Annotated in this window: 12 protein-coding genes and 2 pseudogenes; 11 read left to right on the forward strand and 3 right to left on the reverse strand. The window is 44.5% G+C overall.

Annotation, left to right across the window (positions count from 1 at the left end):
* Positions 1-24: 24 nt before the first annotated feature.
* From BWI96_RS09700 to BWI96_RS09750, 11 genes and pseudogenes are all read left to right on the forward strand, one after another.
* Positions 25-813 (forward strand): rhomboid family intramembrane serine protease, encoded by a 789-nt coding sequence (locus BWI96_RS09700; RefSeq protein ID WP_106636457.1) that lies wholly within the window; start codon positions 25-27, stop codon positions 811-813.
* A gap of 101 nt (positions 814-914) precedes the next feature.
* On the forward strand, positions 915-1823 hold the full coding sequence (locus tag BWI96_RS09705; protein ID WP_106636458.1) for a rhomboid family intramembrane serine protease: 909 nt from the start codon (positions 915-917) through the stop codon (positions 1821-1823).
* 221 nt (positions 1824-2044) lie between these two features.
* Positions 2045-3975: pseudogene (gene dxs / locus BWI96_RS09710) on the forward strand (1-deoxy-D-xylulose-5-phosphate synthase).
* A gap of 151 nt (positions 3976-4126) precedes the next feature.
* Positions 4127-4825 carry a molybdopterin-dependent oxidoreductase gene (locus tag BWI96_RS09715; RefSeq protein WP_106636459.1) on the forward strand — a complete coding sequence of 233 codons (699 nt, stop codon included), beginning with the start codon at positions 4127-4129 and terminating at the stop codon, positions 4823-4825.
* Positions 4825-5145 carry a hypothetical protein gene (locus BWI96_RS09720; RefSeq protein WP_106636460.1) on the forward strand — a complete coding sequence of 107 codons (321 nt, stop codon included), beginning with the start codon at positions 4825-4827 and terminating at the stop codon, positions 5143-5145. The genes BWI96_RS09715 and BWI96_RS09720 overlap by 1 nt, the downstream gene beginning before the upstream one ends.
* A gap of 137 nt (positions 5146-5282) precedes the next feature.
* Complete coding sequence (locus tag BWI96_RS09725; protein ID WP_106636461.1) at positions 5283-5942, forward strand: phosphatidylserine decarboxylase family protein; 660 nt, start codon at positions 5283-5285, stop codon at positions 5940-5942.
* A gap of 173 nt (positions 5943-6115) precedes the next feature.
* The gene (locus BWI96_RS09735; RefSeq protein WP_157830291.1) at positions 6116-6490 is read left to right on the forward strand and encodes a hypothetical protein; all 375 of its coding nucleotides are present in this window, start codon (positions 6116-6118) and stop codon (positions 6488-6490) included.
* A gap of 131 nt (positions 6491-6621) precedes the next feature.
* Positions 6622-7626 (forward strand): LVIVD repeat-containing protein, encoded by a 1005-nt coding sequence (locus BWI96_RS09740; RefSeq protein ID WP_232793666.1) that lies wholly within the window; start codon positions 6622-6624, stop codon positions 7624-7626.
* 14 nt (positions 7627-7640) lie between these two features.
* Positions 7641-7946: a hypothetical protein gene (locus BWI96_RS22330; RefSeq protein WP_232793667.1), complete on the forward strand. Its 306-nt coding sequence runs from the start codon at positions 7641-7643 to the stop codon at positions 7944-7946.
* 9 nt (positions 7947-7955) lie between these two features.
* Entirely contained in the window at positions 7956-8513 is a 558-nt protein-coding gene (locus tag BWI96_RS09745) for a hypothetical protein (RefSeq protein WP_157830292.1), read from the forward strand.
* A gap of 444 nt (positions 8514-8957) precedes the next feature.
* Positions 8958-9374: a hypothetical protein gene (locus BWI96_RS09750; RefSeq protein WP_106636465.1), complete on the forward strand. Its 417-nt coding sequence runs from the start codon at positions 8958-8960 to the stop codon at positions 9372-9374.
* A 68-nt stretch (positions 9375-9442) separates the two neighbouring features.
* Here the strand turns inward: BWI96_RS09750 and BWI96_RS09755 are convergent, their stop codons facing one another.
* The 3 genes and pseudogenes from BWI96_RS09755 to lpdA all read right to left on the reverse strand — a co-directional run bounded on the left by BWI96_RS09755 (position 9443) and on the right by lpdA (position 15160).
* The gene (locus tag BWI96_RS09755) at positions 9443-10894 is read right to left on the reverse strand and encodes a M20/M25/M40 family metallo-hydrolase (protein WP_106636466.1); all 1452 of its coding nucleotides are present in this window, start codon (positions 10892-10894) and stop codon (positions 9443-9445) included.
* A gap of 769 nt (positions 10895-11663) precedes the next feature.
* The gene (locus tag BWI96_RS09765; protein ID WP_106636467.1) at positions 11664-13178 is read right to left on the reverse strand and encodes a malate:quinone oxidoreductase; all 1515 of its coding nucleotides are present in this window, start codon (positions 13176-13178) and stop codon (positions 11664-11666) included.
* A gap of 579 nt (positions 13179-13757) precedes the next feature.
* Positions 13758-15160 (reverse strand): annotated as a pseudogene (gene lpdA, locus BWI96_RS09770) (dihydrolipoyl dehydrogenase).
* Positions 15161-15603: the final 443 nt, after the last annotated feature.

Here is a 15603-nt window from a genome sequence, read left to right on the forward strand (position 1 = left end):
TTCTATAAAAAAGTATAACCTGATATGTTCAATCTTACGCCTGCGGTTCGAATTATATTGATTGTGAATGTGGCCATGTACGCCATGCAACGACTGGTTTTTCCCCCGATCACAGATTTGCTGGCTTTGCACAACGTGAGCTCTAGTCTCTTTAACCCTATCCAGTTTGTCACGTACATGTTTCTACATGCTGTTCAGGACTTTGGACACATTTTCAGTAACATGTTTGCTCTGATCATTTTTGGGCCAAATCTGGAAAACCTCTGGGGAACCAAGCGATTTACATTCTTTTACTTTTTTACGGGTATCGGAGCAGGTCTATTGTATTCGGGAATTAATTATTATGAATACAATCAATTATATCAATCAGCCCTTACGTTTATTCAAGACCCTGATCCTACAAATCTCGTAGGTTTCATCAATGATCACGCCCCTGGCTGGGAATCTAATCGACTTGTCATCCAGTACTTAAAGAATCCTGATGATACATTTTTGCAAAACCAGTGTATTCAAGGAGTGAAAGAGGTACTCCAAAGTACGGTCAACACCCCCATGGTGGGAGCGTCTGGAGCTATTTTTGGATTGTTGATGGCTTTCGGCATGTTATTTCCTAACACGGAGCTGTTTTTGTTCCTGATACCGTTTCCAATCAAGGCTAAATATTTTGTAGCTTTATATGGTATATTCGAATTGTATTCTGGTTTACACCGCAATCCGGGAGATAACGTGGCACACTTCGCCCACATTGGCGGGATGTTGTTTGCGTATATTCTGATCAGATATTGGGCCCGGCAACGAAAAAATTTTTATTAATCAGGCATTATTTTTTTAGAACCCAAACCTAGCCGTACCCGTTATACTAGTATAGCTATTTGTATGGCCATTAGGAGCAGTATTAACATTATAATCGGGTTATGAGCGGCTTTGTAGACGACATAAAAGAGGCCTTTTCCAGACGGGACAACGGGTTGATTCAGTTAATCCTGATCAACGTATTTGTATTTCTACTCTTACTGGTGTTACAGGTAAGTTTTAGTCTTGCCGGAAAAGCGGGTATTTACGACATCATTCTGAACCAGGTGGCTTTAAAATCCAACCTGGCTCATGTGCTTTACAAACCTTGGACTTTACTAACCTACTGTTTTGTACATCAGAACGTCCTGCATATTCTTTTCAATATGCTTTTTCTGTTCTGGTTTGGGCAGTTGGTGCAGGAATATCTCGGTAGCCGACGGCTGGTTAGCATTTACCTGTTGGGAGGCATTTTCGGGGGCTTTGTCTTCATTGCCCTTTACAATCTGGTTCCTTTGTATCAGAGTCAACTGGATGTATTAAATCTGGGAGCTTCAGGAGCCGTCTATGCCGTTATGTTAGGGGCAGCAACGCTTTTGCCCAATTATACTTTTCACGTATTAATCATTGGTCCGGTTCGAATTAAATACATTGCTGCTTTCTGGGTTATTGTTTCTTTCGCTCAGATTCCGGGAACCAATGCGGGAGGTAATATCGCTCACCTGAGTGGAGCCTTATTTGGCTATATGTACATTCGGATGTTACGTCGGGGCATTGATTTAGGCCAGCCCGTGGAAGCGGTCCTGGATTTTTTCAAACGTTTATTTGCCCGTCAGCCTCGTCCTACCATGCAGGTGAAATATCGTTCTCAAACACGGACGACTTATACGACTTACAGCACGGCTACTGCCGAGGACTATCCGGGAGATGAAGAAATTGATGCTATTCTGGATAAAATTTCAAAATCAGGCTACGAAAGCCTGACTCGGGAGGAAAAACAGAAGCTCTACAAAGCCAGTCAGAAAAACTAAGCGAACGGCCCCTCAATCTTCGAGGGGCTTTTCTGTGGAATACATACTCTATTAAATCGTATAGGTAAGTTATTTTACAGTAACTTTGTGCCTCATTTCCTAAATGATCCTGCTGAAAAATTGAAACATTTAATGACTTTCAGCTGTTTAGGATAAACTACGACTAATTGACTGAGTAAAATACAACGAGTCACTCATTCAGTTTTTGAATCTCTTATGCAATGCTTATTACGCCTGGTCCTTTGTTAGCTCAAATTGACACCCCTGACGAGCTGCGAAAACTTGATAAATCGCAGTTGGTTCAGGTCTGCCAGGAGTTACGTCAGTTTATCATAGATAATGTCTCGGTATACGGCGGGCATTTCGGAGCTAGTTTGGGAGTGGTTGAACTTACCGTAGCTCTGCATTACGTGTTAAATACGCCTGAAGACCAGATGGTTTTTGATGTAGGTCACCAGGCTTATGGTCATAAAATCCTTACCGGTCGGCGGAATCGTTTTCATACCAATCGCTTTTATGGTGGACTTTCGGGCTTTCCCAAACGGAAAGAAAGCCCTTATGATGCCTTTGGCGTAGGGCACTCCTCTACTTCAATTTCGGCGGCTTTAGGGATGTCGGTAGGGGCTTTGCATAAGGGTAATACCAAGCAACAGCACGTAGCCATTATTGGCGACGGAGCCATGACGGGCGGTATGGCCTTCGAAGCATGAACCATGCGGGATCGTTGAAAGACAGCAATTTGCTGATTGTTCTCAATGATAACTGTATGAGTATCGACCCCAACGTGGGGGCTTTGAAAGATTACTTGACGGACATCACTACGTCTCATACCTATAATCGGGTGAAAGACGAAGTATGGAATCTGCTGGGTAAGATGAGTAACTTCGGTCGGACGGCACAGGAAATTGTCTCCAAAATTGAGAATGGCCTGAAGGCCACGTTACTGCATCAGAGTAACTTATTTGAATCTCTGAATCTGCGTTATTTCGGCCCCGTTGATGGTCATGATATTGATCATCTGGTTGAAATTTTCTCCGATCTGAAAGATATTCCCGGTCCTAAAATTCTGCATTGCGTTACCGTCAAAGGAAAAGGCTACGCTCCTGCGGAGAAAGATCAGACCAAATGGCATGCTCCCGGCAAGTTCGATAAGATTACTGGTGAGATTTTCAAGAAGGTTTACGAGAAGCCCCAGCCTCCTAAGTATCAGGAAGTGTTTGGAAACACACTCGTGGAACTGGCCGAACAAAATAGTAGTATCGTAGGCGTTACCCCCGCCATGCCGAGTGGTTCATCCATGAATATCATGATGAAAGCCATGCCGGATCGGGCGTTTGATGTGGGTATTGCCGAACAACACGCGGTAACCTTTTCTGCCGGAATGGCTACGCAGGGGCTGACGGTATTCTGTAATATTTACAGCACCTTCATGCAACGAGCGTATGATCAGGTTATACATGACGTGTGTATTCAGGAATTACCCGTTATTTTCTGTCTGGATCGGGCTGGTTTTGCTGGTGCCGACGGTCCGACGCACCACGGAGCCTATGACATTGCTTTCATGCGATGCATTCCGAACATGGTGGTGGCCTCCCCGATGGACGAGCGTGAGTTGCGTAATTTAATGTTCACCGCTCAAAGTGAAGGTTTCCAGTCTGGTACCCAGTCCATGACCATTCGTTATCCTCGGGGCGAAGGTATAATGCCGGAATGGCGTACGCCTTTTGAGTTAATGGAAATTGGCAAAGGCCGAAAAGTTCAGGAGGGAGAAGACGTAGCTATCTTAACCATCGGCCACATTGGTAACTACGTTCCCAAGGCCTGTCAGTTACTGGAAAAAGAAGGCTTACACCCGGCTCATTATGACCTGCGTTTCGTAAAACCCCTGGATGAAGCCTTATTACACGAAGTTTTCCAGAAATTTGATAAAGTCATTACTGTAGAAGATGGCTGTCTGATGGGTGGTATGGGTTCGGCGGTAGTTGAATTCATGACCGAACATGGGTATACTGCCAAAATCAAACGTCTAGGTATTCCTGACCGAATTGTGGAACACGGCGAGCAAATAGACCTACATCGCGAATGTGGTTTTGATCCCGAGGGCATTGCCCGGGCCGTTCGTGAACTGGCAGTCGTAACGCTGGTTTCCTAGGTTTTAAATAGCATTGTATTGAATAGAAAAGCCCATTTCTTAACGAATGGGCTTTTTTCTTGAAAAAAGAAACTACCAGCAAGTCGCTGGGCACGATTCTAGCAGTAGAATCGTTGAACACAAGCTATATTTGATTTAAAACTTAGCAAACATGGAATCGGCTTCTGATGATAAATTAGACCGGATCATTGAAGCTCGGATGAAGCTGAAAGATCGGTTTGAAGAACGCATGAAAGGCACGCCTTCGATTGCGGATGAAACCCCACAAGGAAGGGGACCTATCAATCGGCATGGGATGCCACAAACGCCCGTTGGCCAGACCTTAACCCAGAAGTGGCCGGTGTTAGATTTGGGCTATCACCCCAACGTTTCACTGGACCGCTGGCGATTAACCATTGATGGAGAAGTGGAAAATCCGGTCATTCTGAAGTGGGATGACTTCATGAATCTACCTCAGGTAGAAGACATTTCTGATTTTCACTGCGTAACAACCTGGTCTAAACTGGATATGGTTTGGAAAGGCGTGCGATTGATGGATCTGGCGGCACTGGTTCAGCCGAAAGAAACCGCTACTCACATCATGTGTTATGGGTATGATACGTACAGTACCAACGTTTTGCTGGAAGAGGCCTTGAAACCTGATGTATTATTGGCCCATACCGTCTATGACGAAACCTTGCCCGTAGAGCACGGCGGTCCGGTTCGAATGATTACGCCTCAGTTATACGCCTGGAAAGGCTCCAAATGGATCAAACGGATTCAGTTTTTACCCGAAAATAAACTTGGTTTCTGGGAGGAAAGAGGGTATTCTAATACGGCCTATCCCTGGCGTAATGATCGCTATAGCTGATGATAGTTCTGGTATGGATAAGTACTTTTTTGCTCGGGCTAATACCCGGGCAAAAGCCCGCCAAACTGGTTTTTGCGGAGGGAAAAAGTCGGGAAATTCGATTGGGGCAGAAGGAAGAAAAGAATAACTGGCAATCGGCATTAAGTGATTCCAGTGTGGTGCGTATTACCAGCGTTTATCAAAAACCTGTGCGATCAGATTTGATCGGTGAACGAGTGTACACGGTAAAAGGAGTGAAGAAAGGGAGTACCCTCTGGATTTTGACGGATTATTCTGTAAAACCAGCTCGAACGGTGCAGTATCTCATCGTGGTTCGATAAAGGCCAAGTTACTACGGCGAGTGATTTTTTCGTACCTTGCGGCTTCAATGACGCTGATGTTCCTGTACAGCATTGACGATCAGTAGGTCTACCGTCATTCTTTAACACTCACCGATCGCGAACATTTATATTTTTTTATGACCATCCACCGAGAAGGTATTGCTACGTTGTCCCTGGCATTGGCCATTTTACTAGCGATTAATGCTACTATTGCCTATGTCTTTCCTGAACAAACGTTGGTAAGGCAGCTAGCCATTATAGGTAGCATTATCATATACCTGATTATACTCCAGTTTTTTAGAAATCCCCGTCGTAAAACGGTTCAACACCCTAAACAAATCATTGCTCCGGCGGATGGTAAAGTAGTGGTAATTGAAGAAACAGTGGAGACAGAATACTTCAACGGCCCTCGTCGGCAGGTAAGTATCTTCATGTCGCCCGTGAATGTGCATATAAACCGGAATCCTATATCAGGCGTAGTGTCGTTTTTCAAGTATCATCCCGGAAAATATCTGGTAGCCTGGCACCCCAAATCTTCGACTGAAAACGAGCGTACAACCATTGTTGTTCGTCATGAATCAGGGGTGGAGGTAATGTTTCGGCAGATTGCCGGAGCTCTGGCCCGACGGATTTGCTGGTACGTGAAAGAAGGCGATGTAGTTAATCAGGGAGAAGAATTTGGCTTCATTAAATTCGGTAGCCGTGTAGATATTTTTTTACCGCTTGATGCAAAAATTCTGGTTAATCTAGGCGATAAACCCGTTTCTGGAAAAACGATTATTGCTGAATTAGCGTAAAAGTAATAAACCGTAGAAATAAAAAGCAGAGCCTCAAAAGGGCTCTGTTTTTGCGTTTTGGAGCCTTAACGATTTTTAACAGCAGTATTTTTTGAAAAAAATAGTTTCTCTTTCCAACTTTCTGACTTTCACCAGTGTCTTCTGCTTGTCTTTCCTGTAAAAGCTCAATAACTATGAAACGTATCCTCGCTCTGGGAAGCTTATTGTTGGTTTTAATCTCCTGCGAGAAAGAAAAGGTAATCGTAGGTGATTCGGAGCGATTACGCTTCATGGAGCAGGAAATCCTGGCCTTGATTCAGGATAAGGCCTGCCAGGGGGAGCGGGTATGTGGGAGCATTGCCTTTGGAAGCAAGCCCTGCGGCGGCCCCTGGAAATACCTGATTTATTCACTTACGCCGACAGACGTAGAAGTGCTCAAGGAAAAAGTCGAGGATTACAATCTGCTGGAAGCAGAAGTAAATAGTCGGGAAGGCAAAATTTCAGATTGCGTCGCAGTAACCCCACCGGCAGTTACTTGTCTGGATGGCACCTGTGGACCAATGAAGTAAAGATTCTAGGTCGCATTCTTCTCGTTACCCATACAATTTCAAGTGAATGACAACTGGTTATGCCTATGCATAACCCTGGCTTTGCTTTGCCTTTTTTACGAATTGCCTTTAACATCCAAACACCTTTTTCTATGAAAAAATCACTACTCGTATTGGCTGTCGCTTTGCTGGGTCTGACTTCCTGTAAGGACCAGTGCCATCAGACAAACGTTTCCCGAAATCTAATTAGTAAGCAAATTTCTACTGCCGACTTACGTAACAATGGCGTTGCTATTGCAGGAGCTAAATCGCTCGAAAAGCCGGGTAAAATCTACGTAAAGGGCAGTTATCTGTTCATCAATGAAATCAAAAAAGGAATCCATATCATTGATAACAGCGATCCGAATAACCCTAAAAACCTTTCTTTCCTGAGCATTTTAGGTAATGCGGATATGGCCGTAAAAGGGAATATGCTCTATGCCGATAGTTACACCGATTTCCTGGTTTTTGACCTGTCGGACCCTACTCAGCCCAAACTTTTAAAACGGATTGAAAATGCTTTCACCAGCGGCATGGTAGAAGGTGTGAGCTGGTTTAGTAACGCCAATGGAATGAATCCTGCGATGGCTCCCACGCAAATTACAGACTATGATGTAGAACTAATTACCAGTGTGATTGAAACGGATTGTGAGGGGAACATGAATCCCTGGAGTAATCCCTGGCTAGTATTCGACAGCTTTTTTAATGCCTCCAGCTCGTTTTCTGCTTCGTTATCGTCCAGTTCATCACCAAATCAGGGCAGCGGAACGGGTGGCTCGATGGCTCGTTTTGCGATTGTGAATAATACGCTTTACGCCGTTACCAATCAGAATATGCAGTTGTTTGACATCAGCCAGCCACAAAATCCGCAGAAGGGCAACGTGGTGACCCTGGGATGGGGCATCGAAACCATCTTCCCGTATCAGGATCGGCTGTATGTAGGTTCGACAACGGGCGTACATATCCTTTCCAACGCCGACCCGAATAATCCCGTTCGAGTGGCTACGCTGAGTCACGTACGGGCCTGCGATCCGGTAGTGGTGCATGAAAACCATCCTACGTTACGCTTCGGCAGCAAACGATCTGTGGTGGCTCGCCTAGTAACCAGCTTGATCTGATTGATGTGAAAGATATGTATGCTCCCAAATTATTAAAATCCTTTCCCATGGAAGGCCCTTATGGTTTGGGCGTCGATCATCCAACTTTATTTGTGTGTGAAGGTAGTCACGGACTAAAAATGTTTGACGTTAGTAATCCGCTGGAGCTAGACAAGCACTTACTAAACCATTTTAAAAACATGGATGCATATGATGTTATCCCGCTGAGTACAAAGCTGTTATTACTGATCGGTAAAGACGGTTTTTATCAGTATGATTACACCGATCGTAATAATCCTCGACTACTAAGCAAAATCCCCGTAACCCGTCCTGAAGCCTAATCTTTTCGTATGAAATCAACTCTATTACTAGCAATGCTGTGTCTGAGCGGGTTCTGCTATGGCCAGGTTAATCAGAAGAAAGGGTATACTAATACTAGCGAAATGGGTGTGCTTTTGGGGCAGGTAGGTCCAAATAATAGTTCTCCGGTTAGTAAAACCAGTTTTACCGCTTCCAGCTTCAACGGTTATCGCCTGATGCACTGGCTGGCAGCGGGGATCACCGTGGGACTGGATAGTTATAAAGGCAACCTTATGGTCCCCATTTCTTTAGGTTTGCGGGGAGATATACTGAAAAATAAAACAGTAACCCCTTTTTATGCTTTGGACATCGGCAAAGGTATGACCTGGCTTGCCAGGGACCCATCGCTGGATTTTAAGCGGGGTGGTCTGCACCTGAATCCGGCAATAGGCCTGCGTTTTGCTACTAATAGCGGAACGGCTATTACCTGGAGCGTGGGCTACAAACGGCAGATTTTAGAAAGCGGTCGATACTTTGGGGAAGACCAGGGTACCTACTACGATTATGCCTACAATCGAATCAGTATTAAAATGGGAATGAGTTTCTAAAACACGTGTTTCCAGCAACGAGTCCTATGATCACCGTTCTGGTTGATTAATAGGACTCGTTACTCTTTAACGAGTTAATGAATCTGATTTCTGAAGGTTCACATGGACATTAGAACTGAAATGCCGCAAGACGAGTAAAGTATTAATAAAAGTGTAAATACTTGCTTGATGATTGAGGACGAAACGTAAATAGCCAAGAGAATGAATACTGAATGTTAATCAGAATTTTAACCCAATAGATCCCGAAGGTTATCTCAGTACCTTTAGAAAAACTAAATAGAAAAGTTAAGTATATCTATAAAAACCAAATTAAGGCTTGGTATTTTATGGATATAGATAGAAAAATTTTTGTTCGTATGAAATACTATTCATAACAATGTCTCGTATTTGATGATTAACTTACTAATCACTCTAGGTGATTTCTGATTTTAAGCCTCTAATGCCATGACCAAATCTTTGTTTTTATTGAGCTTGATAGGTGTTTCACTGATGGCCTGTGATAAAGAAGAGAAAGCGGATCAAATGCAGGCCCGTACGCTAATTCAGAACGAGCAACCTCCGGTGGGATCAGAAGATTTTTATATTAATTCTGTTCAGCGGGAAGGTAATGTGTTGAAAGTAAACGTCAAGCACGGCGGAGCCTGCTCTCCTACCCCCCAATTTGATTTGTACGAAGTAGGTGGGGAAGATCCCTGTTCGATGCCCGTTACTGTTCAGGTCGTTTTCAAAAATCCGGCGGAAGAATGTGTGCAGGAAAAAGAATCGGAGTTGTATTTTGACATTTCGGCTCTGAAAAAAAATACAGCGAATTGCCAGGATAAATTACAGGTTCTGGGTTACGAGGAATGGGTAGATTTATAGTCTTAATCTTCTACAAAAAAGCGCTGCTTTCTCAGAAAGCAGCCGCTTTTTTGTAAGGTATAGGTAACTTACCAACGCCACTCGTTTCCTAATACCAGTTCATCTTTCAGGCCTTGTTTAATGAGAAAATCTTTGGTCTGTTCGTTGCTAAGCCGTTGAGTGGGTAGTTCTTTTGCGTTAGCAAGGGCATACAACAGCATGCTGGTATAACGAACCGTATTTCGTAGTCCTTCTTTGTTGACCTTATCGAAAGTGTCCAGATTGGTATGATACGTCATGCCAATCGTCGGTGGAAGATGGCCCAGGGGCGTTAATGTGGGAATCCCTTCCAACATGAAAGGCTGATGGTCTGAATGCAGGCCGGCCCGGTTCATGATTACGTTTTTATAGTTTGGGTCCAACGATTGCATATGATTGCCCACCTCCTGGAAAAATCTTTCCATGTTATTCCAGCCAGAGATGTTCACGCCTGAAGGCTGGTTCGTCATGTCCAGATTAATCATATACTTGATTCTGCCGAGCGATTTACGATTCTGCCGGATGTAGGCCTTCGAACCCAATAAGCCCTGCTCCTCGCCCATGAAAAGCACAAATTCGATGGTACGGCGGGGTTTCAGTCCCAGTTTTTGAAACGTGCGGGCAATGTCTATCACAGCGAATGATCCCAGTCCGTTATCAATGGCTCCAGTGGCCAGATCCCAACTGTCGAGGTGAGCTCCAATAACAATTTTATCCCGGCTTTTGCCTTTGATGGTAGCAATGACGTTGCGGCTGGTGGATTTTTTGCTGGTATTTCGCATATCCACCAAAGCCATGAGTTTTTCTTCCTTCATCCATTCCCGGATTTGCTGTCCATTTTCCAACGAAATACAAACAGCCGGAATACCAATCAGAGAGCCCGTTACCGAAGCCGTTCCCGTTAGCAGCACATTTCCGGGAACAGTATTCACCATTACGATGCCTGAAGCTCCATATCGAATAGCCAGAGCCGTTTTTTCGGAACGATGCAGATTTTTAGCTCCTGAAGGAGCCGCCAGTAAACCCAGATTGGCTAAAGCGATACGTCCCTTAAGGCGGTCTTTATTGGCTTCGAAATCTGCCTCTAGCCCATTGCCTACGTCTACCAGGTCTGCACTGACATTTGCTTCCAGCGGAGAATGAGCCAAAGCAACGACCGGAATATCATGAAAATTATCACTCTTGCGAGGGGCGATGGCCAGCGTAACCGTATCCCGAGCCCAGGTTTCTACCGAAAAAGGCTGGTAGGCTACGTCCTGAATGCCATAGCTTTTTAATAAATCATACGCATACGTCTCCGCTTTTTCGCCATTCGTGCTACCCGTTAGGCGGTGGCCAATGGTACGCGTAGCTTCACCCAGCTTTTCGTAAGCCTGAGAATTTTGTTGTACTTCAGAGGAAATGCGGGAAAAAACAGCGTCCAGATCATCTTGATCTGCGGCGGCAGTAAGACCAACTAAAACCACTACGAAAAAGGCGTAGCGGTACCTAGGGGATTTCATCGTGGGTATAAAGTTCAATCGTTAAATGTATGGCTTGGTAGAAAATATCGTGCTCGACTTAAAAATCAGACACTTAATAGGCGTGAATTAGCGAATTATAGACAAAAATACACAAAGCCTGAACGTAATAGGATACCGCTTACAGATTTCTCGCAAAGGAATTTCTTAAAAAAATAAAAAAACACTTGACAAGGGCTGTTTTTTGGCTACTTTTGCAATCCCAAACGGGAAGTTCTACAGTAAACCGAAGTGGTGGAATTGGTAGACACGCACGTTTCAGGGGCGTGTGTCTTCACGGACATGCGGGTTCGAGTCCCGCCTCGGTACAGCAAAGGCCTTGTAAGTTTCTGACTTGCAAGGCCTTTTTGTTTTATCGGCTACAAAAAGCTTAAAAGACTATTTTTCCTTCGGTGGAATTATGCTGAAAAATTCAATATCTCTTTTGAATGGTAATGCCGCTAGATTTCTCCAATGGCTTAGGGTACTATTAGTAAATAGAGCGATAGTACCTAACTACAACCAAAATGGGTTTTCTTTTATAACGTATTCTCCTATTATTCCTGATACTCATCCAACCTCTTCTGCCACTCATAGTCGTCGGGATTGGTGAAACTGGTATGCTCAGCCAGATTTCTTATGAAACTAATATAGACTACTATCATTTCTTATTAATACTACGAAGGTTAACGGCTTTATACTGGCTTCATTATTCTAAAATGAAAAAGCTCCCGATCCTACGACCGGGAGCTCTCTATCTATTTAATAAGCACTATTCAGCTTTAACGGTTTCCAGTTTTAATACTCGGCTGGTCCATGCTCTTGATTTTTCTACTAATTCAGGCTCTTTCGCTAAGGGTTTACCATACGAAGGAATCATTTGCTTGAGCTTGTTTTTCCAGGCTTCTGAATTTGACTTTTCGGCGAAACAACGCTTTAACAAATCAAGCATGATAGCCACAGAAGTTGAGGCTCCTGGAGAAGCTCCTAATAAAGCGGCGATAGAGCCGTCAGAGGCACTTACTACCTCGGTACCGAACTCCAGAATACCCCCTTTTTTTGGATCTTTCTTGATAACCTGAACGCGTTGTCCAGCGATTTCCAGTTTCCAGTCCTCTAGCTGAGCCGTTGGCATGTATTCTTTCAGGGCATCCAGACGATCCTGCGGAGACTGACGTACCTGATCAATCAGATATTTAGTTAAGGGAATGTTCTGAATTCCCGCCGCCATCATCGGCCCAATGTTATTGAGCTTGATGGATTTGGGCAAATCCATGAATGATCCATTTTTCAGGAATTTTGTAGTAAAACCGGCATAAGGTCCGAAAAGCAGAGCTTTCTTACCGTCAATAATCCGGGTATCCAGGTGAGGAACGGACATTGGAGGTGAACCTACGGATGCTTTACCGTACACTTTTGCCTGATGCCGTTCAATAATAGCAGGATTTGTACAAACCAGCCACTGCCCGCTCACGGGGAAACCGCCGAAGCCTTTGCCTTCTTTAATGCCTGATTTCTCAAGGAGTGGCAAAGATCCGCCGCCCGCTCCGATGAAGATGAAGGGAGTAACCAACTGGCGTTTTTTCCCGCTTTTCCGGTTCTTTACTTCCAGTTTCCAGCGACCATCTTTCTGACGATCAATGTCACGCACTTCGTGATTCAGGTGAAGGTTAACGCCAGGCAGGGATTTCAGGTGATCAAAAATGCGGCGGGTTAACTCTCCGAAATTCACATCTGTGCCAATATTCATGCGGGTAGCCGCTATTTTTTGGGAAGAATCGCGGCCATCCGTAATGAGCGGTGCCCATTCCTGAATTTGCTTGAGATCCTCCGAATATTGCATGCCCTTGAACAAGTGATTTTTGGTGAGGGCGGTATGACGTTTCTTCAGGTAATCTACGTTATCATTACCCCAGACAAAGCTCATGTGAGGAGTATCCACAATGAATTCTTCGGGGTCTGAAATGATGTTATTCTCAACCAGATAAGCCCAGAATTCCCGCGAAAGCTCGAAGGATTCTGCAATTTTAATGGCCTTGTTGATCTCAACCGATCCGTCGGCTTTCTGGGGGGTATAATTTAATTCGCAAAAGGCGGAGTGTCCGGTTCCGGCGTTATTCCAGGCATCAGAACTTTCGGCAGTTACTACATCCAGGCGTTCAAAAATTTCGATGGTCAGGTCGGGCTGCAATTCCTTGAGCATCATACCCAGGGTAGCACTCATGATCCCGGCACCGATCAATATAACGTCAGGGTCTTCCTTTACAGATTTTTTACTGGTATTCATAAGGAAAAAGATTACTTACAACGAATGGAGTGCGGGACCTGGATTCGTTTTTTCAAGGTATCAATTCCCTTGCCATCCAATTCCCAGACGATTGATCTGGGTAAAGCCCGCCCGGAGTAAAAACTGTAAAATTGCCGGGCCACCTTTGCACTCAAAATTGGTGTTCAAAAATAGTGGGTAATCGATAGAACTTTAAGCCTTTCACCACAGGATGTTGGTATTTTATTATAGCTTCCCATAGAAAAGGGTTTCTTCAAACCATTTTTCAGTATAAGACACTGTTTTTCGGAAAAGAAAAATCAATGTAAAAACTACGGAAAGGGGATTCCGGTTTTCAGACCGTTTGAGAATACCCTTTTGAAGACGCTTTTTCTTCGAAAAACACCCTAAGTATCACAATTTCAGGCAACAGAAAGTTCCGGTTTATCCTATAGTTTTCTATTCAATATGTAGAAGCGGTGGATTGCGTCTATTAATAGCTATATCAAATAGATGGAAAGGAAAAAGAAGGAGGAGATACAAAAAAACTCCCTTTCAAAGAAGCCTCTGAAAGGGAGTTTTTAGGAACGAAAAAGAATCTTATAAGTCGATTGCTTCGCCGTACGCAGCTTCCGTAGCACCTTTCACGGCCTCAGACATGGTTGGGTGAGGGTGAACGGTACGCAGGATTTCGTGAGCCGTCGTTTCCAGTTTACGGGCCGCTACTACTTCAGCGATCATTTCCGTAACGTTGAAACCGATCATGTGAGCTCCTAACCACTCGCCGTATTTCGCGTCGTAGATTACTTTCACGAAACCATCACGAGCTCCGGCTGCCGTAGCTTTACCAGAAGCAGCGAAGGGGAATTTACCCACTTTCACGTCGTAGCCCATTTCTTTCGCTTTTTTCTCAGTCAAGCCGACCGAGGCGATTTCAGGAGAGCAGTACGTACAGCCGGGAATGTTACCGTAATCCAGAGCTTCGGTATGATGGCCTGCGATATGCTCGGCACAGATGATACCCTCAGCCGTAGCTACGTGAGCTAAAGCCTGGCCAGGTACGCAATCACCAATGGCATAGAATCCAGGAACGTTGGTTTCATACCACTGATTAACCACGATCTTGCCACGGTCAGTAGCAATACCTACGTCTTCCAGGCCAATGTTTTCGATGTTGGCAACCACACCTGCTGCGGACAGTACTACGTCTACGTCAAAGCTTTTTTCTCCATCTGGAGTTTTTACTTTCACTTTGCAGCCTTCACCACTCGTATCTACTGATTCAACAGAAGAGTTCGTGTAAATGTCGATGCCTAATTTTTTGTATTGTTTGGCCAGTTCTTTCGAAACGTCTTCATCCTCTACGGGACTACGTTCGGCATAAACTCTACGATGGTTACTTTCGTACCCATGCTGGCATATACATAAGCAAACTCTACGCCGATAGCACCTGAACCAATCACTAACAGCGACTTGGGTTGCTTTTCGAGCGACATGGCTTTGCGGTATTCAATTACCTTCTCGCCATCGATTTTGATATTGGGCAATTCGCGAGCTCGGCCACCCGTAGCAATCACTACACCTTTGGTTGCCGTGTAATCCGTTTTTGCACCGTCAGCTGCGGTTACTTCAACGGTTTTGTTCGCTTTTACTTTACCGTAACCCATGATGACGTCGATTTTATTCTTCTTCATCAGGAAAGCTACGCCTTTGCTCATGGAGGTAGCTACACCGCGTGAACGGCCAATGACGGCACTGAAATCAGCGTTATAAGCACCATCCTGGATAGTAATACCGTAATCCTTAGCGTGTTTGATATATTCAAAAACCTGAGCTGATTTTAAAAGGGCTTTCGTCGGAATACATCCCCAGTTGAGGCAGATACCTCCGAGGCTTTCTTTCTCGACAATTGCGACTTTCATGCCCAGCTGGGAAGCACGTATGGCAGTAGGATAACCACCGGGGCCGCTTCCTACTACGATCAAATCATACTGTTGAGCCATTGTTGCGAAATCTTTTTAAATGGTTTGGGCCGAAGCCACACAAAAATAGAAGAAAACCCGCTGGAAAGAGAACTTCCGGTTTGAAGTTTCCAATTAGAGGTAGGTTATGTTCATTAAATAGAGGAATTTCCGGGGTAATACACCCTATTTAATGCACAGAAAGTCAACAAGTAACGAGTACAAAAAGGTTTCCTTAAAATACGTAGTTGACTGCTTTTAAAGTCTCCCCGGGATTGTTATCCGGGGAGACTTTAAAAGTTTGACCCTACTGGGATTGAAAAAGGAATAACCCTAACCTCGGAGGGTTTGAATATGGGTGGCCCAGGGTGCAACCCGGGGAAATGGGGAGAAAATCAAATATTGGGTTTCCTCCCCGGATTATCATCCGGGGCTATTAAAAAGTTTAACCCCGCTGGGGTTGAAAAAGGAATGACCCTAACTCC

Origin of the sequence: Siphonobacter sp. SORGH_AS_0500, assembly GCF_002838835.1 — a bacterium.
GTDB lineage: Bacteria > Bacteroidota > Bacteroidia > Cytophagales > Spirosomataceae > Siphonobacter.

What these genes read in the sequence shown, in the direction of transcription:
- BWI96_RS09720 (WP_106636460.1), top strand. Translation starts at nt 4,825, where the DNA reads ATGATAGTTCTGGTATGGATAAGTACTTTTTTGCTCGGGCTAATACCC.
- BWI96_RS09735 (WP_157830291.1), top strand. Translation starts at nt 6,116, where the DNA reads ATGAAACGTATCCTCGCTCTGGGAAGCTTATTGTTGGTTTTAATCTCC.
- BWI96_RS09700 (WP_106636457.1), top strand. Translation starts at nt 25, where the DNA reads ATGTTCAATCTTACGCCTGCGGTTCGAATTATATTGATTGTGAATGTG.
- BWI96_RS09755 (WP_106636466.1), bottom strand. Translation starts at nt 10,894, where the DNA reads ATGAAATCCCCTAGGTACCGCTACGCCTTTTTCGTAGTGGTTTTAGTT.
- BWI96_RS09750 (WP_106636465.1), top strand. Translation starts at nt 8,958, where the DNA reads ATGACCAAATCTTTGTTTTTATTGAGCTTGATAGGTGTTTCACTGATG.
- BWI96_RS09740 (WP_232793666.1), top strand. Translation starts at nt 6,622, where the DNA reads ATGAAAAAATCACTACTCGTATTGGCTGTCGCTTTGCTGGGTCTGACT.
- BWI96_RS09705 (WP_106636458.1), top strand. Translation starts at nt 915, where the DNA reads ATGAGCGGCTTTGTAGACGACATAAAAGAGGCCTTTTCCAGACGGGAC.
- BWI96_RS09765 (WP_106636467.1), bottom strand. Translation starts at nt 13,178, where the DNA reads ATGAATACCAGTAAAAAATCTGTAAAGGAAGACCCTGACGTTATATTG.
- BWI96_RS09715 (WP_106636459.1), top strand. Translation starts at nt 4,127, where the DNA reads ATGGAATCGGCTTCTGATGATAAATTAGACCGGATCATTGAAGCTCGG.
- BWI96_RS09725 (WP_106636461.1), top strand. Translation starts at nt 5,283, where the DNA reads ATGACCATCCACCGAGAAGGTATTGCTACGTTGTCCCTGGCATTGGCC.
- BWI96_RS09745 (WP_157830292.1), top strand. Translation starts at nt 7,956, where the DNA reads ATGAAATCAACTCTATTACTAGCAATGCTGTGTCTGAGCGGGTTCTGC.
- BWI96_RS22330 (WP_232793667.1), top strand. Translation starts at nt 7,641, where the DNA reads ATGTATGCTCCCAAATTATTAAAATCCTTTCCCATGGAAGGCCCTTAT.